The 20437-nt window shown below is 69.3% G+C and carries 17 protein-coding genes; 7 read left to right on the top strand and 10 right to left on the bottom strand.

The annotated features are described in order from the left end of the window. Positions 1-787: pseudouridine synthase (locus D7X32_RS33680; protein ID WP_147450371.1), on the top strand; the 787-nt coding region annotated here is incomplete at its 5' end. A gap of 91 nt (positions 788-878) precedes the next feature. Beyond that, positions 879-2282 carry a Si-specific NAD(P)(+) transhydrogenase gene (gene sthA, locus D7X32_RS33675; protein WP_120606674.1) on the top strand — a complete coding sequence of 468 codons (1404 nt, stop codon included), beginning with the start codon at positions 879-881 and terminating at the stop codon, positions 2280-2282. Between the two features lie 10 nt (positions 2283-2292). On the opposite strand, the gene encD is transcribed toward sthA, so the two are convergent. Then, positions 2293-2640 carry an encapsulin nanocompartment cargo ferric reductase EncD gene (gene encD / locus D7X32_RS33670; RefSeq protein ID WP_120606673.1) on the bottom strand — a complete coding sequence of 116 codons (348 nt, stop codon included), beginning with the start codon at positions 2638-2640 and terminating at the stop codon, positions 2293-2295. A gap of 10 nt (positions 2641-2650) precedes the next feature. After that, positions 2651-3013 carry a nuclear transport factor 2 family protein gene (locus D7X32_RS33665; RefSeq protein ID WP_014398450.1) on the bottom strand — a complete coding sequence of 121 codons (363 nt, stop codon included), beginning with the start codon at positions 3011-3013 and terminating at the stop codon, positions 2651-2653. Between the two features lie 156 nt (positions 3014-3169). Between D7X32_RS33665 and fusA the strand changes: the two genes are divergently transcribed. The 3 genes from fusA (at position 3170) to D7X32_RS33650 (ending at position 8374) form a co-directional block, all read left to right on the top strand. Further along, positions 3170-5287: an elongation factor G gene (gene fusA / locus D7X32_RS33660; RefSeq protein ID WP_120606672.1), complete on the top strand. Its 2118-nt coding sequence runs from the start codon at positions 3170-3172 to the stop codon at positions 5285-5287. A 124-nt stretch (positions 5288-5411) separates the two neighbouring features. Further along, a complete protein-coding gene (locus D7X32_RS33655; protein WP_120606671.1) occupies positions 5412-7349 on the top strand; it encodes an ABC-F family ATP-binding cassette domain-containing protein in 1938 nt (645 codons plus the stop codon). 110 nt (positions 7350-7459) lie between these two features. Beyond that, complete coding sequence (locus D7X32_RS33650) at positions 7460-8374, top strand: flagellar motor protein MotB (RefSeq protein ID WP_120606670.1); 915 nt, start codon at positions 7460-7462, stop codon at positions 8372-8374. Positions 8375-8388: 14 nt separating this feature from the next. Here the strand turns inward: D7X32_RS33650 and D7X32_RS33645 are convergent, their stop codons facing one another. From D7X32_RS33645 to D7X32_RS33635, 3 genes are all read right to left on the bottom strand, one after another. After that, on the bottom strand, positions 8389-10284 hold the full coding sequence (locus D7X32_RS33645; RefSeq protein WP_120606669.1) for an OPT family oligopeptide transporter: 1896 nt from the start codon (positions 10282-10284) through the stop codon (positions 8389-8391). Positions 10285-10350: 66 nt separating this feature from the next. Beyond that, the gene (locus tag D7X32_RS33640; RefSeq protein WP_120606668.1) at positions 10351-10833 is read right to left on the bottom strand and encodes an FKBP-type peptidyl-prolyl cis-trans isomerase; all 483 of its coding nucleotides are present in this window, start codon (positions 10831-10833) and stop codon (positions 10351-10353) included. A 71-nt stretch (positions 10834-10904) separates the two neighbouring features. Further along, positions 10905-12182 carry a dicarboxylate/amino acid:cation symporter gene (locus D7X32_RS33635; protein ID WP_120606667.1) on the bottom strand — a complete coding sequence of 426 codons (1278 nt, stop codon included), beginning with the start codon at positions 12180-12182 and terminating at the stop codon, positions 10905-10907. 71 nt (positions 12183-12253) lie between these two features. On the opposite strand from D7X32_RS33635, the gene D7X32_RS33630 reads away from it, so the two are divergent. After that, positions 12254-12892, top strand: a complete 639-nt coding sequence (locus D7X32_RS33630; RefSeq protein WP_120606675.1) for a 2OG-Fe(II) oxygenase — start codon at positions 12254-12256, stop codon at positions 12890-12892. On the opposite strand, the gene D7X32_RS33625 is transcribed toward D7X32_RS33630, so the two are convergent. Continuing rightward, positions 12871-13644, bottom strand: a complete 774-nt coding sequence (locus D7X32_RS33625; protein ID WP_120606666.1) for a DNA-methyltransferase — start codon at positions 13642-13644, stop codon at positions 12871-12873. The genes D7X32_RS33630 and D7X32_RS33625 overlap by 22 nt on opposite strands. 466 nt (positions 13645-14110) lie before the next feature. Between D7X32_RS33625 and D7X32_RS33620 the strand changes: the two genes are divergently transcribed. Continuing rightward, positions 14111-15019 (top strand): DUF3396 domain-containing protein, encoded by a 909-nt coding sequence (locus tag D7X32_RS33620; protein ID WP_147450370.1) that lies wholly within the window; start codon positions 14111-14113, stop codon positions 15017-15019. Between the two features lie 3 nt (positions 15020-15022). Here D7X32_RS33620 and D7X32_RS33615 read toward each other — a convergent pair whose 3' ends face one another. The 4 genes from D7X32_RS33615 to D7X32_RS33600 form a co-directional block, all read right to left on the bottom strand. Next, positions 15023-15934, bottom strand: a complete 912-nt coding sequence (locus tag D7X32_RS33615) for a DUF2381 family protein (RefSeq protein ID WP_120606664.1) — start codon at positions 15932-15934, stop codon at positions 15023-15025. Positions 15935-16053: 119 nt separating this feature from the next. Then, complete coding sequence (locus D7X32_RS33610) at positions 16054-17940, bottom strand: serine/threonine protein kinase (RefSeq protein WP_120606663.1); 1887 nt, start codon at positions 17938-17940, stop codon at positions 16054-16056. A gap of 377 nt (positions 17941-18317) precedes the next feature. Then, positions 18318-19487 carry a TfuA-like protein gene (locus D7X32_RS33605; protein ID WP_120606662.1) on the bottom strand — a complete coding sequence of 390 codons (1170 nt, stop codon included), beginning with the start codon at positions 19485-19487 and terminating at the stop codon, positions 18318-18320. A gap of 89 nt (positions 19488-19576) precedes the next feature. Beyond that, on the bottom strand, positions 19577-20437 hold an 861-nt coding region (locus D7X32_RS33600), incomplete at its 5' end, for a YcaO-like family protein (protein ID WP_120606661.1).

Here is a 20437-nt window from a genome sequence, read left to right as displayed (position 1 = left end):
CCCCAACCGCTGGGAGGGCAAGGAGAAGCCGGACTGGCTTTCCCGCGCGCTCGCCCGTGCGGGTGCCATGCCCCAGGACGAAGCGGAAGCCGCCATCAAGGCGGGCCGCGTGAGCGTCAACGGCCGCGTGGCGACCACGCCCCTCACACCGGTGCCGCCCGACGCCGTCATCAAGGTGGACGGGCTGCCGGTGCGCAAGGTGGTGCCCACGCACGTGCTGGCCTTCCACAAGCCCGCGGGCGTGCTGACCTCCACCGCGCGCCAGCACCGCACGGGCACGGTGTTCGAGGTGCTCCTGCCCCAGCTGCCCCTGGAGCTGAACCGCTACACCTGGCACGCCGTGGGCCGGCTGGACGTGGACACCACGGGCCTCTTGCTCTTCACCAACGACGACAAGCTGGTGGCCCACTGCACGTCCCCGGAGACGAACCTCCCCAAGCGCTACGTGGCCACGGTGTTCAGCATCGCGGACGACGCGCGCGTGGAGCCGCTGCGCCAGGGGATGCTGCTGGATGACGGCCCCGCCCGCCCCGCCGTCGTGCGCGTGCGTGACGAGCACACGGTGGAGGTGACGCTCACCGAAGGCCGCCACCACCAGGTGAAGCGCATGCTGGGTGCCGTGGGGCTGCCCGCCCGCGCGCTCCACCGGGAGGCGGTGGGCGACATCACCGTGGAAGGCCTGCCCGAAAGCGGCTTCCGGCTCCTCACCGACGAGGAGGTCCGCGAGAAGCTGCGCTACACCGGCCGTGCGCCCGAGGGCCCCGTCAGCGAGTCCGAGGACGCCTGAGCGTCCCACCGGGGCGACGGCGCGGGGAACGGCGGGCGGGGAGTGACTTCCCGGTGCCCTGGCCCCCCGGGGTGGGGTTAGGGTGCGGCCCATGGCGGACTTCGACCTGGTGGTCATCGGCTCTGGCCCCGCGGGTGAATGGGGCGCGGTTCAGGCTTCGCTCGCGGGGAAGCGGGTGGCGGTGGTGGAGCGGGAGCCCGTGCTCGGCGGCACCGCGGCCAACACCGGCACCCTTCCCTCCAAGACTTTGCGTGAGACGGCGCTGCACCTGTCCGGCTTCAAGGCGCGCGGCCTCTACAGCGTGGACGCGACGCTGCGCCACGAGGCCACCGTCTCCGACTTCCTCTTCCGCGAGCGCCGCGTGAAGCAGATGGAGCGCGAGCGCATCCACAAGAACCTCCAGCGCCACGGCGTGACGGTGTTCCAGGGCTCCGGCTCCTTCCTGGACGCGCACACCGTCGCCGTGAAGCGCGACGGCGCGGAGGTCGCGAAGCTCACCGCCGGCACCGTCCTCATCGCCACCGGCTCCGCGCCGTACCGCCCGCCGCTGTACCCCTTCGGCGACCCGCGCGTGCACGACTCGGATGAGATCCTGGACATCACCACCCTGCCCCGCACGCTGGTGGTGGTGGGCGGCGGCGTCATCGGCTGCGAGTACGCGTGCATGTTCGCCGCGCTGGGCATCCCGGTGACGCTGGTGGAGGTGAAGAACGAGCTCCTATCCTTCCTGGACGCGGAGATCGGCCAACTGCTGCGCGACTGCATGGAGACGCTGGGCGTGCGGCTGCGCCTGGGCCAGACGGTGGAGTCCGCGCACGTCCCGGAGTCCCACGAGGAGCCCATCCGCCTGAAGCTGTCCACCGGCGAGGTGCTGGAGGCGGATCAGGTGCTGGTCGCCTCCGGCCGCACGTCGAACACCGCGGGCCTGGGCATCGAGGCGCTGGGCGTGAAGCAGGGCAAGCGCGGCCAGGTGGAAGTGGGGCTCGCGTACCAGACGGCCGTGCCGCACATCTACGCGGTGGGGGACGTCATCGGCTTCCCCGCGCTGGCCTCCACGTCCATGGAGCAGGCCCGCATCGCGGTGGAGCACGCCTTCGGCCCGGGGAAGCGCACGCTCACGCCCATCCTGCCCTACGGCATCTACACCATCCCGGAGGTGTCCATGGCCGGTGACACGGAGGAGTCCCTGCGCACGCGCAGCGTGCCCTACGTCGTCGGCCGCGCCACCTTCGACACCAACCCGCGCGGGCAGATCATCGGGGATCGGCAGGGCATGCTGAAGCTGCTCTTCCACCGCGACGACATGAAGCTTCTGGGCGTGCACGTGCTGGGCGAACAGGCCTCGGAGCTGGTGCACGTGGGGCTCACCGCGCTGCTCACTGGCGCCACCGCGCAGCTCTTCGTGGAGACCTGCTTCAACTACCCGACGCTGTCGGAGGCCTACAAGGCCGCCACCTACGACGCGTTGGATCAGGTCCGCGTGAGCAGCGCCTGATCCACGCCTGCTAGCGCGAGTCCTTGAGGCTGCCCACCGTGAAGCCCGCCTCGCGCCGGGCCACCCGGTTCACCCCATCCGCGGACACCCGGGCCAGCGGGGGCGCGGAAGAAGGCTGCACCGTGGCCTTGGGGGCCGAAGCCTTGGGGGCAGGCCCCGCGGAAGCGCCACCTCGGCCCGAGGCGCCCTGGAGCAGCTCGCGGATGCGCTCCCAGCGGGCCTTCTCCTCCGCCATCAGCCGCACCAGTTCCTCGCGAGCGGACGCGTCCGGCAGGTCCGAGGCGGCCGCCGCCACCTTGTCCATGAAGGGCAGCAGGTATCCGAAGTCCCGGTCGAAGCTGTTGGGAGGGTTCGCCATGGGGGGCACCTTAGCCGTGGTAGACGCGCGACGCGACGATGCGCCCGCCCTTCACTTCCAGCACCTCCGCCACCGGCAGGGGGGCCTCGTTGGGCGCGTGGCGCAGGTACTCCATGAACACCCGGTCCCCGTCCGCCGTGAGGGCCGTCTCCTCGTACCGCAGACCCGGCAGCCGGGCGATGGCGTCCCTCCACCACCGCTCCAGGGCCGGCCGTCCCACCAGGCGCCCGCCCGTCTCCGGGTGCAGGACGCGAATCTTGGGCGAGGTGTGTGTTGCATCCTCCGCGTACAGCGCCACCAGGGCCGTGACGTCGTGGGCGTTGAAGGCCTGGAGCCATGCACGGGCCAGGGAGAAGTTTTCGCTCGCGCTCATTGTTATGAGACCTCAGTTCGAACAGGGCGGTGGAACGTAGGCGGATGTACGCCCCACGTCATGCGGATTTGTCTGGTAACTGGGTCCTGTGGGAAGTAAGGGCCCCGCCTGCTCTGTTCCCTCAGGCAATTTTTTCAAACGAAGAAGGACCGGATCGTGGCCTCCAACGTACCCATCGAGAAGATTCGTAACATCGGTATCTCTGCCCACATCGACTCGGGCAAGACGACGCTCTCCGAGCGCATCCTGTTCTATACGGGCAAGATCCACGAGATCCACGAGGTCCGCGGCAAGGACGGCGTGGGCGCGATCATGGACTCGATGGACCTGGAGCGTGAGAAGGGCATCACCATCCAGTCCGCCGCCACGTACGCGATGTGGGGCGACTTCAACATCAACCTGATCGACACCCCGGGACACGTGGACTTCACCATCGAGGTGGAGCGCGCGCTCCGCGTTCTCGACGGTGCCATCCTGGTGCTCTGCTCCGTGTCGGGCGTGCAGTCGCAGTCCATCACGGTGGACCGCCAGATGAAGCGCTACAAGGTTCCGCGCATCGCGTTCATCAACAAGATGGACCGCTCGGGCGCGAACTACGACCGCGTCGCCGCGCAGCTGAAGGAGAAGCTGGGCCACCACGCGGTGAAGCTCCAGTACCCCATCGGCGCGGAGGACCGCTTCCAGGGCCTCATCGACCTGCTCTCCATGAAGGCGTTCTACTTCGACGGTGAGAACGGCGAGAACGTGCGCGAGGAGGCCATCCCCGCGGACATGCTCGACGAGGCGAAGCTGCGCCGCGACGAGATGATCGAGGGCATCGCCAACGTCGACGACGAGCTGGGCGAGGCGTTCCTCATGGACCCGGGCGCCATCAACGAGGAGCAGCTCCGCGCCGCCGTGCGCCGCGCCACCATCGCGCTGAAGATGACGCCGGTGATGTGCGGCTCCGCGTACAAGAACAAGGGCGTGCAGCTGCTCCTGAACGCGGTGTGCAGCTACCTGCCCAACCCCAAGGAAGCGACCAACGAGGCCCTCGACCAGAAGAACAACGAGGCCAAGGTCATCCTGGAGTCGGACGCGTCCAAGCCCTTCGTCGGCCTGGCGTTCAAGCTGGAAGACGGCCGCTACGGCCAGCTCACCTACATGCGCATCTACCAGGGCAAGGTGAGCAAGGGTGACTTCATCTTCAACCAGGTGAACCAGAAGAAGGTCAAGGTTCCCCGCATCGTCCGCATGCACGCGTCGGAAATGCACGACGTGAACGAGGCCACCGCGGGCGACATCGTCGCGCTGTTCGGCATCGAGTGCGCCTCCGGCGACACGTTCACCGACGGCAGCGTGAACTACACGATGACGTCCATGTTCGTGCCGGACGCGGTCATCTCGCTGGCGGTGACGCCGAAGAACCGCGACAAGCTGACCAACTTCTCCAAGGCGCTCAACCGCTTCCACAAGGAAGACCCCACCTTCCGCGTGCACCGTGACGAAGAGTCCGCGCAGACCATCATCAGCGGCATGGGCGAGCTGCACCTGGAGATCTACATCGAGCGCATGAAGCGCGAGTACGACTGCGAAGTGGTCGCCGGCAAGCCCCAGGTGGCGTACCGCGAGACCATCTCCCAGAAGGGCGAGTTCGCCTACACGCACAAGAAGCAGACCGGTGGTTCCGGCCAGTTCGCGCGCGTGTGCGGCTACGTGGAGCCCCTGCCCTCGGACGCCGTGCAGCAGTACGAGTTCGTGGACGACATCGTCGGTGGCTCCATCCCGCGCGAGTTCATCCCCGCGTGCGACAAGGGCTTCGCCGAGGCCGTGAAGAAGGGCAGCCTCATCGGCTTCCCCGTGGTGGGCCTGCGCGTGGTCATCAACGACGGCGCGTTCCACGCGGTGGACTCGTCCGAAATGGCGTTCAAGACGGCCGCCATCATGGGCTTCCGTGAGGGCTACGCCGCCGCCAAGCCGATCATCCTCGAGCCGATCATGAAGGTCGAAGTCACGGCTCCGGAAGACTTCCAGGGTTCCGTCGTCGGCCAGCTGAACCAGCGCCGCGGCACCATCATGGAGACGGGCACGGCGGAAGGCTACGTCACGGCCGTGGCGGAAGTGCCGCTGAACACGATGTTCGGCTACTCCACCGACCTGCGCTCCGCGACCCAGGGCAAGGGCGAGTTCACGATGGAGTTCGCCCGGTACTCGCCGGTCCCGCGCAACGAGGCGGAGGCCCTGATGGCGCAGTACAAGGAGAAGCAGGCCGCGGAGCAGGCTGCCCGCAAGTAGTCCGGGTGCCGACGCCGCACTGGCTGTAGGAAGGGCGCTCCCCGCTTCGATGGGGGGCGCCCTTTCGCTTTCTGAAGTCCCCCACCGCGTTTTCCGCCGTGCCCCTTCGAGGAGGTTTCTTCCCGTGACGCTGCTCCGCGCCGCCAATGTCCAGCTCGCCTTCGGCAGCCGCACCGTCTTCGAGGGCCTCACCTTCACCATCGAGGAGGGCGAGCGCGTGGGGCTCGTCGGCGTCAACGGCTCCGGCAAGTCGTCGCTGATGAAGATATTGGCCGGCGCGGCCAGGCCGGACCTGGGCGAATTGCAGCTGCGCCGGGGCGCGCGCGTCACCTACCTGCCCCAGGAGCCGGAGTTCCCCGAAGGCGCCACCGTGCAGAGCGAGCTGGCCGTGTCGCAGGCGCCGCTGAAGGCAGCGCTGGACGCGCACACGGAGCTGTCGCGGAAGCTGGAGGCGGACCCCGCGCACGCCACGCAGAAGATGCTGGAGCAGCTGTCCGCGCTGAGCGACCGCATTGAACAGGCGGGCGGCTGGGACACGGAGCACCACGCGAAGACGCTGTTGGACCGGCTGGGCGTGAAGGACTGGGACCGGCCGGTGGCGCAGCTGTCCGGCGGCCTGCGCAAGCGCGTGGCCATTGCCCGCGCCCTGCTCACGCGCCCGGACCTGCTGCTCCTGGACGAGCCCACCAACCACCTGGACGCGGACACCGTGGACTGGCTGGAGGACGAGCTGGACAAGCTGCCCGGGGCGCTCCTGCTCGTGACGCACGACCGCTACTTCCTGGACGACCTGGTGGACCGCATCGTCGAAATCCAGCCCGGCGGCGGCCTCATCTCCTACCCCGGCAACTACGCGGCCTACGTGGAGCAGAAGCTGGTCGCCCAGGAGAACGCGGAGACGGCGGAGCACAAGCGCGGACGCTGGATTGCCCAGGAGGTGGCGTGGCTGCGCAAGGGCCCGGAGGCGCGGCGCACCAAGAGCAAGGCCCGCATCGAACGGGCGCAGAAGCTGCTGGCGGAGAAGGGCTTCCAGCGCCCCAAGGTGGCGGACCTGCGCGTGGTGGCGGCGCCCCGGCTGGGCCACACCGTCATCGAGGCGGAAGGGCTGAAGAAGTCCTTCGGCGACCGCAAGGTGCTGGACGGCGTGGACTTCCGCCTCCAGCGCGGCGAGCGCGTGGGCTTCCTGGGGCCCAACGGCGTGGGCAAGACGACCTTCCTGCGCGTGATGCTGGGCGAAATCCCCGCGGACAGCGGCAAGCTCGTCATCGGGAAGAACACCAAGGTCGCCTACTACGATCAGCAGCGCGCCCAGCTGGATCCGGAGCAGACGGTGTACGACGCGGCCTCCAACGGCGAGGACCACGTGGAGCTGGCGGACCGGAAGGTGGCCCTGCGCGACTACCTGGAGGACCTGCTCTTCCCGGTGCCCATGCAGCGCATGAAGGTGGGCGCGCTGTCCGGCGGCGAGCGCAACCGGCTGCTCTTGGCGCGGCTGTTCCTGGAGGGCGCCAACGTGCTGGTGCTGGACGAGCCCACCAACGACCTGGACATCGTCACCCTCAACATCCTGGAGCGGCTGCTCCTGGACTTCGCCGGCAGCACGCTGCTGGTGACGCACGACCGGTACTTCCTCGACAAGGTGGCCACCGCCATCCTCTCCTTCGACGGAGAGGGCAAGGTCACCCGCTACGAGGGCAACTACGACATGTACAAGCGGCTGCGCGAGCAGTCGCAGGCCGCAGCGCTCAAGGCCGCCGCGCTGAAGAAGGACGAGCCGAAGAAGGACGAGCCCCGCGAGGAGTCCGGCGCGAAGCCCGCGCAGAAGAAGCCCGGGAAGCTCTCCTACAAGGACCAGCGCGAGCTGGACGGCATGGAGGCCACCATCGAGGCCGCGGAGAAGCGCAAGGCGGAGCTGGAGGCGAAGCTGGCCGACCCCACCGTCTACAGCCAGGGCTCCAAGGTCGCGGAGGTCAACCAGGCCCTGGAGACCGCCACCGCCGAAGTGGACCGGCTCTATACGCGATGGCAGGAATTGCAGGACCTGGCGGCCGGCACGGCCTGACGCGGCGGTATTTGCGTAGGGCAACCATCAATCGGTAGCGCTCCCGTGCATGATTTTCGGGACGGGGGACTCTGGCTAGAGTCCGCGTCCCTCCGCCTGGGAGTCGTCACGTGTTCCGTCCGGCCTCGGTCCTCACCGCCGCCCTGCTGTTCCTCCCCTTCTCCGCCCACGCCCTGGAAAGCGGCCCCAAGAGCCCGCTGCCCATGTTTGACCTGCAACGGTTGCGCCTGGACCCGGCGGCGCTCGGCTCGCTGGTGGTGGGGACGGGGCGGACGCTGGAGGCGGGGCAGCTGCGGGTGGCGTTGAACTACCACTACGAGCAGCTGCCCCTGCATTTCCAGACACGCTGGGAGCCTGGGGAGGGCACGGGTCTGGTCGAGAACAAGATGACCGCCCACCTGACGCTGGGCTTCGGCGTGCTGTCGTGGCTGGAGGTGGGGGCGGAGCTGCCCTTCGTCCTCACGCAGGGGGGGAAGCCCACGCTGGAGTACTTCGGGCCGAAGTCCGGGGGCATCGCCACGCCGTGGCTGAATGTCCGGGCGGCGCTGCTTCGCCAGACGAAGGGCGCCCCCATCAACGTGGCGGTGGCGCTGACGGCGGGGCTGCCCGTGGGCAGCCGCGCCGCCCTGGCACACGAGGACTACGCGTGGCAGCCGCGTCTGCAATTGGGCTACGTGGGCGAGGGCTTCCAGCTGGGCGGCGAGGCAGGCGTGTTCCTGCGCAAGCGCAAGGACCTGGCGCCCGTGTCCTATGACCCGCGCGACATCGTGGGCAATGAGCTGCGATTGGGCGCCACGGTGACGTCGCTCCACGGCGAGCTGACGCGCGGCGAGGTGAGCGTGCTCGCGGGCGTGCCGCTGAACGGGGGCCGCGTGGGGGCGGAGCTGCTCATCGCCATCCGCCGCCACGCCCTGTCCACCCTGGACCTGTATGTGATGGGCGGGCCGGGCGTGGGCGCGGGGTTCGACACGCCCACCTTCCGCTTCGTCGCGGGCGTGTCCTGGGCCACCAGCAAGGTGGACTGAGCAGCAGCCCTCCCCTACTTCGGCATGTAGCCGAAGGCCTTCACCATCGCGATGGCGATGCCCAGAAGGCTTTCGCCCGCGATGAAGCCGGAGCTGACGGGCAGCACCGTGGCCTCCGCGAGCTTGGGCTTCGTGCGCTTGATGAGCGCCGCCAGCGCCGCGCCCACGAAGAGGCTGATGGAGCTGGAGCCGGGGATGACGATGGCCAGCCCCAGGCCGGACGCGGTGGGGATGAAGGCCTTCACCTTCGGCGGGGCCCAGCGCTCCAGCAGCACCAGCGTGATGCCCAGCAGCGTGCCGCCCAGGGCGCCCACGCGCGCGGTGGGGTGCAGCGCGGACACACCGGAGGCGAGCATCTTCGACACGCCCGCCCACACCATGGCCGCGGGCGCGGGGAACTGCTCCGAGCCCAGCACGTCCGCGGTCGGGACCAGCAGGTTGAAGATGGGCACCACCACCACGGCGCCCGCGGCCACTCCGAACAGCTGCGCGAAGAACTGCTGACGCGGCGACGCGCCCAGAAGCCACCCGGACTTGAGGTCCGTGAGCAGGTCCGCCGAGTGCAGCCCCACGCCGCCCGTGGCGTTGGCGCTCATCACGTTGGCGGTGATGTTGCCCGGTGCCAGGGCCCCGAAGATGAGCTGGGTGACGGGGCCCAGCGCCTTGGTGGGCGTGGTGTCCGTCTCCCCCGTCACGCGCGACGCGACGACGCCCATCACCACCGCCAGGGGCAGCGCGAGCACGCCGGCCCACCAGGGAATCTGGAACAGCCAGACCATGAGGAAGACGGCCACCGGGCCGAGGAGCCCGAAGCCCAGCGGGAACCACGCCGGGGGGCACTCGATGTCCGCCAGCGGATCCTCGCGCTCACCTTCCCTGGGCTTCCGGCCCACCAGCGAGCCCAGCGCGGAGAAGGAGCGCACCACGCTCCTCCACTGGAAGGCGAAGGACAGCAGGCCGGAGGACACCAGCACCGCGGAGCCCGTCCACAGTGACCAGCTGTTGATGGCCTTGTACGTCACCTCCGGGATGACGCCCCGGGAGAACATGGCCGGCGCCAGGAAGCCGTAGTTGAGGATGGCGCCCAGGAGCATGGACCAGCCCGTGCGGAAGTTCACCAGCGCGCCCGCGCCGATGAGCAGCAGGCTGAAGTCGAAGGACAGGGACCACTTGCCGGCCTCGCGGCCCAGGATGGTGAACGGGAGGCTCACCTTCTCCGGCAGGTTCTTCAGCCACGTGAAGCGCGCGTCGCGCACCAGCACCAGCAGCGCGCCCACCAGCCCCGCGAGGCCCAGCAGCCGCGCCTTGTTGCGGGCGGTATCGTCGTGGCCGTGCAGCGCGCGGATGGTCTCCGCGGTCGCGGTGCCGGTGGGGAACGGCAGCGCTTCGATGTTGATGAGCTGGCGCTTGATGGGGATGGCGGCGAAGACGCCCAGCGCGGAGATGACGGCGAACCACAGCATCAGCCAGCCCGAGGACGGCAGCGTGCCGGTGAGCATCAGCAGCGCGGGCACCGCGGCCATGTTGCCGCCGCCCGTCATGTAGCCCGCGGCGGACGCCACGGAGCCCATGGCGTTGTTCTCCAGGTCGGTGAACTCACTGCGCAAGAGATTCAGCGAGCGCAGCGTGCCGAACACCGCGAAGGCCAGGATGCACGCGGTGATGGTGACGCCCAGGCTCCAACCCGTCTTGAGGACGACGTAGAGGTTGGACAGGCACATCACCGCGCCAATGAGCATCCCGGCGATGACGGCGCGCACGGTGAGCTGCCGCGCGCCGCCCTGGTAGACGTGCTCCCGCCAGTACAGCTCCGGATCCATGGCCGCGGAGGCGCCGGGCCGTTCAGGAACGGCGCCGGGGTCAGGCGCGGGGACGCGGAGCTGGCTGGGGTTCGGGACGGGAGGAGCCATGGGGGGCGCAAGATAATGCACGCCCCCCGCTGGAACGAAACGCTCCTTGCCCGTTCCGGAAGGGCCCTACTCGTGCGCGCCACCCGGCCCGTGCACGTGGCCGTGGGTGAGCTCTTCCTGCGTCGCGTCACGCACTTCGCGCACGGTGACGTCGAAGTGGAGCGTCTTGCCGGCGAGCGGGTGGTTCAAGTCCACCACGACGGAGTCCGGGTTCACCGTCTCGATGCGCAGGGGGATGTTGCCGTCCTCCGTCTGCGCCATCAGCGTCTGGCCCACCTGGGGCGTGAAGCCCGGCGGCAGCATGGAGCGGGGGACGGTGCGCACGCCCTCCGGGTTGTGGTTGCCGTAGCCCTGATCCGGGGCCACCACCACCTGCTTGCTCTCCCCCACCCCCAAGCCGTCCAGCGCGCCCTCCAGGCCGGGGACGATCTGCTTGTGCCCGTGCAGATAGGCGAGCGGCTGGCCCGGGGCGCTCTGGTCGATGACCTGCCCGTCTCCCAGGTGGAGGCGGTACTCGAGCGCGACAACGCGACCGTTGGCGATCTTCATGCGGCGGAAGCTCCTTGGCTTCGGAACGGCGGTGGGACTTCGGTCAAAGGTGGAACCGGTGTGACGCCACGTCAGGCAGCGGGCGACTCCGCCGCCTCCTCGCCGACCGGCCGGTCGGGGGGTTCTCCGCGCGACACGTACACCGCGGCGGCCAGGTCTCCGGTGACATTGAGCACGGTGCGGCACATGTCCAGGAAGCGGTCCACGCCGAGGATGAGGCCCAGGCCCTCCACGGGGATGTGGAACATGCCCAGGATCATGGCGATGACGGGGATGGAGCCCGCCGGTACGCCCGCGGTGCCGATGCCCGCCAGCACGCAGATGAACATGATGGTCGCCTGCTGCCCCAGGCCCAGGTGCACGCCGTACACCTGCGCGAGGAAGAGGACGGTGACGCCTTCGAAGAGCGCGGTGCCGTTCTGGTTCATCGCGGAGCCGGCGGTGAGCACGAAGCGCGACACGTTGCGCGGCAGTTGGAGGTTCTCCTCCGCGACCTTGAGCGCGGTGGGCAGCGTGGCGCTGGACGACGACGTGGAGAAGGCGGTGACGATGGCCAGCCGGCAGGAGCGGAAGAACTCCACCGGGTTGCGCCCGCCCAGGAAGCGCACGGACAGCGAGTACATGACGAACATGTGGATGCCCAATGCCAGCAGCACTACGCCCACGTACGACGCCAGCTGTCCCAGGATGTGGAAGCCCAGGCGCGCCGTCATGGAGAACAGGAGCGCGCCCACTCCGACGGGTGCCAGCCGCAGCACCCCGTCGATGAGGCGCATCATCACGTCATAGAGCCCCTGGACGACGTCCTTGAGCCGCTGCGCGGGCTCGCCCGGGGTGAGCGCCAGGCCCAGGCCGAAGATGAGCGAGAAGACGATGAGGCCAATCATGTCCCCGTCCGCCGCGGCCTTCATCGGGTTGGTGGGCACCATGGACATGAAGAGCGCGCCCGCGGAGGTGTCCCCGGGAGGCGGCGCGGCCTTGATGGTCGTGCCCGTGCGGGCCAGGGCACGGGCCTCGTCGCTCAGGCCGTCACCGGGCCTCAGCGTGTTGACGAGCAACAGGCCGATGAGCACGGAGATGACGGAGAAGACGACGGTGTAGCCCAGCGTGCGGGCGCCCAGCCGTCCCACCTGCTTCAGGTCCAGCTCCGCCACGCCGACGACGAGCGCGGAGAACAGGAGCGGTACGACGAGCATCAGGAGCAGGCGGATGAAGATCTGCCCCAGGGGGTTGGTGACGTGCTCGACGATCCAGATGAGCCAGTCCGCGCTCCCGAACACGGCGTTGCAGACGAGCCCGGCCACCGCGCCAATGGAAATGCCGAGGAGCATCTTCTGATGGGGCTTCATGAGGGGGCGAAGCCTACCGGTGAAAGGGGGTGGCGCCCACCTCGCGTTCGGGGGAAAGCTTCGGATCCATCGTGGAATCCCTCGTCCAGCTCACCGAGCCCGCCCTGCCCCCGCCCCTCTTCGCCCGGCTGTCGCGCCGCGTGGGGGACCTGAAGGGGGAGCGTCTGCGTCACACGTACCAGACGACGTTCTGGTACGCCTTCGGGCCCCCGGAGAACGTGGTGGAGGCGGTCATCCACACGCTGCGGCCCCGGGTGACGAAGGGGTGGAGGATCGCCGGCGTGGAGTGGTGGCTGTCGCGGATGCGGGCCACGGACGTGCGGGTGGACTTCCACCAGGACCGGGACGAGCGGCTGGCATTGGCGACGGGGAAGCTGGTGCACCCGGTGCGCTCGTCGGTGTTGTTCCTCAACAGGGTGCGGGGCGGCGCGCTGGCGGTGACGCGGGAGCTGCCGTCGGAGGGCAACCCGTCGCTCGCGCCGGACCGGCTGGAGGACCTGACGCTGGTGGCGCCGCGGCCCAACCGGCTGGTGGTGTTCGACGGGACGCTGACGCACGGGGTGCTGGACGCGGACAACCAGGTCCCGGACGGGAAGCTGCCGGGGCCTTCGCGCGAGCGGCGCACGCTGGTGATGAACTGGTGGGGCCACCGTCCCACGGACGTGCCCACGTGGAGCGAGACGCGCTTCTACCAGGCGCTGGCCATCTGACGGGCGGTGTCGCGCAGGCGGTGGGTGACGCGTTCGGCCCACTCGGGTTCGACCTCCATGCAGGCGGGGCGGCGGCCCAGGCGCAGGGCGGCGGAGGGCATGGAGCCGCTGCCGGCGAACGGATCCAGCACGGTGTCGCCGGGGCGGCTCCAGGTGCGGACCAGGGGCTCCAGCACGGAGAAGGGCTTGTGGTGGGGGTGGCCGCCCCACTGCACGGCCTCCGCGTCATCGTCGTAGCCGCCGACGACGGCCCACACGGTGGGGGCGTCCCCGGGCGCGAGCGGCGGCGCGGGCGTGCGGGCGATGACGAGGGCGACCTCGTAGACGCGCAGGATCTGCTCGTTGGCGTTCTTGTCGGTGGTGCGCTTGCCCCAGACGTATTCGCCGCGCAGGTGGGTGTAGCCCAGGTCGCGCGCGGCGGTGAGGATGGGCTCCTTGCCCAGCAGGTTGGTCCAGATGATGAGGGGTGCGTCGGGGGTGAGGTGCGCGGTGGCGCGCGACAGCCAGGCCTCGGAGAAGACGCGGTAGTCGCGCACGGACTCGAAACGGACGATGGGGTTGCGGTCGATCTTCTTGTTCGCGCGGGGGTCCCGCAGGTCCCCGCCCTTGCGTCGCCGGGTGAGCAGGCAATAGGGCGGGTCCGTGTGGAGCAGGGAGGCGCGGGTGTCGCCGAGGGCGGTCCGGTAGCCCTCGGGTTCGCGCGCATCGGCGCGGACGCAGCGCAGGGATTCGGGCGTGAGGTCGGAGGTCATCGTGTGGAGCCGCACCCTACCCGGCATGGGGACGGGGATGAGCGGATTCTGGCACGCTCGGTGGCCATGCGGATGCATCACAAGGCGGCCCTGCTGGGCTGGCTGCTGCTCTCCGGGTGCCAGTCCGCGGGCGGCGGACAGACGCGGCGGGAGTATCAGCAGACGCTGGATTCGGGCACGAACGCGTGCCGGCACAACCCTGCGTACTGCGCGGACATGGCGGTGTCTTCAGGGGTTCGCGCCACGGCGCAAGCCGGTGCGTCCGTGAAGGAGTGCGCGAACAAGGCGGACTGGGACGTCAACCTGCGCTTGCTCGACGGCAAGTTTCCGTGCCCCATCAGCAATGACGCGAGCTGGAGGCGTTATCCCGCAACCACCCCTACTCGGGGAGGACGCAAGGCCAGATGTATGAGCAGGCCTTGGGAGTTCGGCCCTGGCTCATCGTCCCCATTCTGGGAGCAGCACCGTGACGCATTCTCATCCACACATCAGGATTCGTGCAGGGCACGGAGGCATGTTGCTCCGGGATGGCGTCAGCATTGCCTTCTACCTGGGTCATTCGCACCATGACATCACCCAGCGTATTGAACATACGCTCCGCGTGTTTCGGCACGCCATCGCCCCGGCATCCCTGGATTGGTACTGCGACTACGAAGGGGATTTCCACGAACTCGACAGCGCAGGACGGAAGTTCTTGGAGCAGGAGTTCAACTCCTCCCAGTTCGCCCATGTCCATCTGGCGGACCACGTCAACAATGGAGTGGGTGATTACAAGTTCATCTATGACGGCCAATGGAGGGAGAATCCCAACGACCCGGGCGCATCACGGTTGTTGAGCACCGTCACCTTCTGGCTCCCCACGGAGTTCTTGGAGTCACAAGGGCCAGCCGTCGTCCGTGAGCTGGCGTTGAAACTCTCAGCGGACCTGCCGTACACCTCCGGGCACGCGGGCCTCGCATTCAATGGCCAGCTCAGTCTCCTGGGTGTCGACGACCTGGTTCATCGCGAACGCCTGCGTCATCCTGGAATGGATGTTCCCGATGAGTCCGCATCTCTTCACCTGGGCAACCGGATCCGCGGCGTCCATTGGATGAACTTCCTGGGTCCTCCGGTGCTTGAGGAACTGGGCGGCGTGGAGGCCCTTCGTGAAAAGCTCAAGAGTCCTGGCACGACCGTGCAGCCCCTGGCGGAGGGGCGCGCGGTCATCACCCTGGGCACTGAACCGGACGCAGGAGATACGACGCGCAGCCCCGTGCTACCGGCCTACCGTGAACTGGCCCGCGTCCTGGAGCCCCGGCTGTACTTCCAGGGTGACTTCCGCCCCTGGCGAGACACCGAAGAGCAGCGCCGCTGGGAGCGCCGGTTCCTGGATTGAGACTCAGGGGAACGTGAAACCCTTCCACTGCATCGTCCGTTTGCCATCCACATCCGAGACGTTCAATTGATAGGCACCCAGCTCCAGGTTGTTCATTTCGAACTCCAGGGCCAGAGTCGCGGCAGCTTCCGCCGAAATGGGGCCGGACTGAGCGGGCGGCAGCGCCTCCCACTTCTTGCCTTGCCTGTCCACCAGCACGGCCCTGCCAATGGTCCATGGCTTCTTGTCGGCCGCCCTCAGCGACAACTTCACGGCCCGCCGAATTCCCGACGAATACGTCGACCCCTTTTCGATAAGCAATGAGCACCGGTCTAGGCACTCGAAAACACCCTTCGTCCCACGCTGGACCGTGATGCCAGGAAAGTCTGTCGTGCTCAGCAGGAGCCCTCGGAAAACCGACTGTTCGCGCGCGCCCCCCGCTGGGGAACCGCGCTCCTGCCGCAAGCGCTCCAACTCCGTCCGCAGTTGCTGCACTTCCTGGCGGTACGACTCCGCAGAACGCGCCCGCCGGTAGACTTCCACGTGCCGGTCCACGGAACCGGAATCCACCACCAGGGTCAATGACAACCTTGCGGGAAGCGCCGAGCCGGCATCCTTGAAGGGAATGGACAGCTTCAAGGTCTCCCCCTGCTGCAATTCACTGGACGGGACGAGCACGAGAACCGAACTGCCCGTGCTCACCCGCGCGAACTGCGCTCGCGACTCCAGGCTCACCTGATCCTGCTGGATATCGGTATCGAAGAGCAGCGTCGTACTCACCCCAGGCCCGATGTGGATGGGACGAGCCCCCGTGTTCTCCGCTTCTACCTCCAGCCGAAGCGGTCCCTCACCCACATCCTTCTCGACGCGAGGAGCCGCCAGCACATGGGTCGACCAGAGAAGAACCGGAAGCGCAACGAACAGACAGGAGGGCACGGTAGGGAGGGCTCCTCGAACCGGGGCAGCAGGAACTCCCTTCTACCACGGGGCGTTACGCATGCCCGCCGCGCGACAATGACCCATCCTCGTGAGTAGGTGTCGATGAGACGAAGTCTCTAGTCATCCTTGGGGGGTTGGACGACGTTGAGACGCCTGACCGCCAACACACCCTGGTACAACTCGACCGGAACCCACCGGACGGTCGCGGTGTCCGTATAACGGGAATTCCCCTCCGGTACCTGCTCAGCGCCGAATCGGCGGGTTTCCGAGTCCCAGTACTCCATGCAGATAGGGACGACCTGCCCCTCGGGTAGGATGGCCTCCGTGAAGAGGATCCGTGTGTTTCCCGGTTCGAACACGAAGCGGCCCTTCACCTTCGTTCCAACCGGCAGTTGGTAGTGGTTCGACGAATGGCGATGGACGAGGGCTTGGAAGGGCCCTTCACGCACCTTCATCATTCCGTAATCGCTTTCCTCTAGGTAGACACCATTGAACGGGTCGCGGCCAGCATTGCCCAACGCCTTCATGGCCTCCCTGGCCCCCACCGGGCACGGTTCGCCATCCTCCTTGCGGGTGTTGGCATTGCCGCCCGCGCAGGCCACGCCTACGCACGCCGCCACGGCCGCTCCAGCGATCTTCCGCATGACGCCACCGTCTCCACGCAGGGGTTTCGCGGGCGCGCTCGCGACCTCGGGTGCAACGGGCGGAGTCGGATCCACCGCAGCGGAGACGCCCGCATCCGGTGAAGACGCCACCGCGAGCACGGCGGCATCGGGAAGACTCGGGGTTGGGGTCACGGACGAACTTCCTTTCTCATACACAGGCGCTACGGCAGGTGGAGGACGGTCCGGAGTCAGCCGGACCAGCCCGTAGATCAAGAAGCCCAGCAGCAGTGCTCCCAGGCCGAGCACCGCGCCGGAACGACGACGCCGCTTCGGCGCCACGGCTTCGACGGGAGAGGAGGGTCCCGAAGGCGCCGTGGCACGGGATGCCGGCTCCGGGGTGTTCCCGGGGAACTGCGACAGCGACACCACGCCCCGGTCCAGGCTGGACGCTTCCGGATCCGCCGGGACGTCCAGCGAGACCTTCCAGTCCGCGTGGCGCTTGTCCTTGGCCGCGTCCCAGAGCGCCTGCAGCAGCGTCTCCGTCCCCGAGTAACGATCCTCGGGGCGCTTGGAGAGCAGCCGCATCGCGATGTCCGACAGGCTGGCGGGCACCTTGGGATTGATGTCCTTCGGCGCGCGCGGGACCACCGTCTCGATGGCGGGCAGCAGCCGCTCATAGGGAAGGCGCGGGTCGAAGGCGTAGCCGTCCGTCAGGGACTCGTAGAGCAGCGCGCCCAGCGCGTAGAGGTCACCTGGAATGCCTGCGTCGAAGTTCGCTCCCGACTTCCAGGAGCCCTCGCGCAGGAATGCCACGCACTCGGGCGGCAGCAGGTGCGGTGACGCGGGCGCCACGCCCACCGTCAGGGTAGAGGCCCCCGGGATGCGCGCCGTGCCCAGGTCGATGAGGATGGGCCGCTCGTCGGCGCGTCGGATGAGCAGGTTGTCCGCCTTCAGGTCGCGGTGGTGCACGCCCCGGCGGTGGAGATCCGCCACCACCCGCACGACCTCCGTGTAGACGGTCAGCAGGTGCGCCGCGGAGGGCTTCACCCGCCAGCGCCACTCGTGGAACGTCTCCCCGTCCACGAAGTCGGTGACGTGGAAGAGATAGCCGTCCGGCGGCTCCGGCCAGCGATCCACCGCGTGCACGCGCGGCAGGTTGGGATGCGGCGCGCACGCGAGCAGCGCCGCCACCTCCCTCGCGAGCCGTCCGTCGACGTCCTCTTCATCGGGGGCGTGCTGGTTCGCCGGCCGCAGCGCGAGCTTCAACGCGTAGACGTTCCCGCCCCGCTCCACCTTGAACACCCGGCCGAAGCCGCCCGCGCCCAGGGACCCGACGATTCGCCACGCGCCGACGTGGTGACCGACTTCAAGCTGGTCCGGGTGCAGCGGCGTCGTCATGACCCTGGCTCAAGCCGTGACACAACCTGGGAGGTGGGAACGGCAACCCAGGGTTTCAGGACCGGCGGGGGCGCCTTCCCTGCCACACCCCACCGCAGAGGTCGGATTCCCCGCAATCCGCGAGCGTGCGCGGCCGATGACGGCGCGGACCCACTTGGCGGAACCACCCAGGGAGCGGTGTTCAATGCGGACAACCTCCGGGGTTGACCCTATCCGGCCCTGCGGGGCTGTCACGTTTTTTCGTGACGCAGGGGGATGGCTGACCCTGAACAGGCGTCCAACCCGCCAGGCCGTCTGGAGGTCGCCACGGCTCATGAAACAGGTTTCGGCCCCGCCCGGCGTTGCCGGTGGGCCCTGTCTGGGATTGCGCTACGCCGTCATTCGCCTTCGGGCGGCGCGTCGTCCGCTTCCGCCAACGCCCGGGCGGCCTGCTCCCACTGGCCTCCCAGGCGGGCTTCGGAGGCCAGGGCTTCGTCCCAGGAAGGACCGTCCGGCAGGAGCCGGGACGCGTGCATCAAGGCCAGGCGCTCCAGGGCCCGGGCCTCACACAACCGGCGCAGCTCCAGCCCGTCCAGCCCGTTCGCGGCGAGGAAGGCCTCACGGCGAGAGGCCCGGACCTTCCGTTCCTCCCACCACGCGGACTCCTCAGCGGCGATCTCTTCCTCCGTCACGGTGAGGCCCAGCGAACGCGCCCAACCCGCGAGCAACGCCCGCCGCAGGCCCGCCTCCGCCCAGGCCGCCGCGTCGGGCGCGCCTCGCAGCAACTCCATCACCTGCCCGGAGTCCACGGCGCTTGAGCCCACGCGCGTCACGTCCTCCATCAAGCGCCGGCGCCGCACCAGCGACGAGGGATTGCGCCGCACGCCCGGCTGGGGCGGCACCGCGCGGCTCACGAACTCCGCCGCCGTGCGCACGCACTCGATGGCGTCCAGCCGCTTGAGGTCTTCCACTCCGCCCGCGAACCAGGCGTCCCAGGCGGCGCGCACGGGCCGGGTCCACGCGGGCTCCACGGCCTCGCGGATCCGGGTCCAGGTGCGCTCCTGGTAGAAGACGGCGGCCGCCGCGTCCACCAGGGCCTGGGCGCCGGAGCGGCCCAGCACGCGCGCCTTGCGTGCCTGCTCCGCCGCGTGCCGCACGTTCACCAGGGGCACCGTGAGGGGACGCCAATCGTGTTCGGCGTCCGCGTGCAGCAGCGCCACCTCCGAGTCATCCACCGCCACGCCGTCGCGATACCAGCCGAAGATGCGGCCCACGCCGACCATGCCGTGCCCGGACAGTTCGGCGGCGCGCAGCGCGCCCATGCTTCCCCCGCCGAAGACGGCCACGCCCGCCTCCATCGCCGCGAGCAGCTCGTGATGCCACACGGACGGCTGCGCCTCGAAGACGCCGTCCACCAGCACCAGCGCCCGGGGCTTGAGCGACAGCGCCCGCCACACGTCGCCCTGCCGCGCGGGAGGCAACACCGTGCACGGCGCGATCCGCCGCGCCTCCGCCTGGGGCAACGAAGGCCCCAGGAACACCACCAGGTCGTCCGACCGCCGCTTCACGCGAGCCCCATCACGCCCCGGGCCGCTCGCGGCCTCCAAGACGCCCTGAACCGTGGAACCGGCACCGCCCACCGCACCCGAACGCCGCTTCACAGGAGCTCCGAGACGCGCATGCCCGGCACCACCACCTTCCACACGTGCAGCCCAGGCACCGGCGCGTCCAGCGCCACGCCCGCCACCCGCGTGAACCCCGCTCCGTCCAACAGGGACAGCACCGTGCGCACCCTCGCCGAAGCCGTTCGCGCCCGCCGGTCCGCCACGTCCGGCATCGCGCCCACGGCCCGCCGGGGTCTCACTTCGGTCAGGGCCTCCGCGAAGCCCCGCGACGCCTCGCGGTCCGCCGCCGCCACGTCCTCACGGGCTCCGTGGATGTCCGTCAGCCGCGACTGCGCGGCCTCCAGCAGCGCCTTCTGCAAGGCCTCGTCCCGGTCCATCGCGCACGCATAGCCCGCGGTGAGGAGCACCGGTCCTTCGTCCGCGTCCACCAGCACCGCCGCCGCCACCGGCAGCCCCACCCTTCCTCGCGTCCGGGGGGTGGGCGTCACATCGAAGAGGTAGACGCGAAACCCCCGGGCCCGCAGCGCGTCCCGCAGCGCGGCCGTGCGCGGCGCCCCGTCCTCCAGGGACTCCGGCCGCAACATCCGCCTCTCCACGCCCTCCTCCGACCAGCCCTCTGACAACGCCCGCGACAGCTGGTCGCGCTCGGTGGCCTCCAGCAGCGCGTGCAGCAGCGCCGGCTCCGACTCCGGATGCGCCCCGGAGCCATTCGTCGTCCACGCCACCGACACCGGCCCCAGCTCCACCGTCCCCGACGGCGGGCAGTACACGCCCTGCGCCGGCACCCAGACCCGTTCGCCGCCGTCCAGCATGCGCGCCTCGCACCAGGCCAGCCGCACCGCCGGCCCCGCGAGCCGGGGCGCCACCACCACCCCCGCCGACCCCAGCGACTC

The organism is Corallococcus carmarthensis (assembly GCF_003611695.1).
Lineage (GTDB): Bacteria > Myxococcota > Myxococcia > Myxococcales > Myxococcaceae > Corallococcus > Corallococcus carmarthensis.
The sequence above is the reverse complement of the archived record's forward strand: the minus strand, read 5'-3'. Positions and strand labels throughout refer to the sequence as shown.